Source organism: Corynebacterium sp. UMB0012, assembly GCF_030216265.1.
GTDB lineage: Bacteria > Actinomycetota > Actinomycetes > Mycobacteriales > Mycobacteriaceae > Corynebacterium.
In genome coordinates, this window is sequence record NZ_JASOKQ010000142.1 from 1 (window position 1) to 239 (window position 239).

General features: G+C 39.3%; 1 protein-coding gene. It reads left to right on the top strand.

Annotation, left to right across the window (positions count from 1 at the left end):
- Positions 1–239: dTDP-4-dehydrorhamnose 3,5-epimerase (gene rfbC, locus QP324_RS12200; protein ID WP_284816252.1), on the top strand; the 239-nt coding region annotated here is incomplete at both ends.

Below are 239 nucleotides of genomic sequence, written 5' to 3' on the forward strand. Positions count from 1 at the left end.
GTCATCAACTTTTGGCAAATGGGTTGGGGTGAATTTATCTGCTGAGAATAAGCGCCAGTTGTGGATACCTGAAGGATTCGCACATGGTTTTTTGGTGCTGAGTGAGACGGCAGAATTTGTTTATAAGACGACGAATTATTATGCTCCTGGGTATGAAGGTAGCATCATTTGGAATGATAAAATATTATCTATTGATTGGCCTGAGTTAACACTGGAGTATATTCTTTCCGATAAAGATC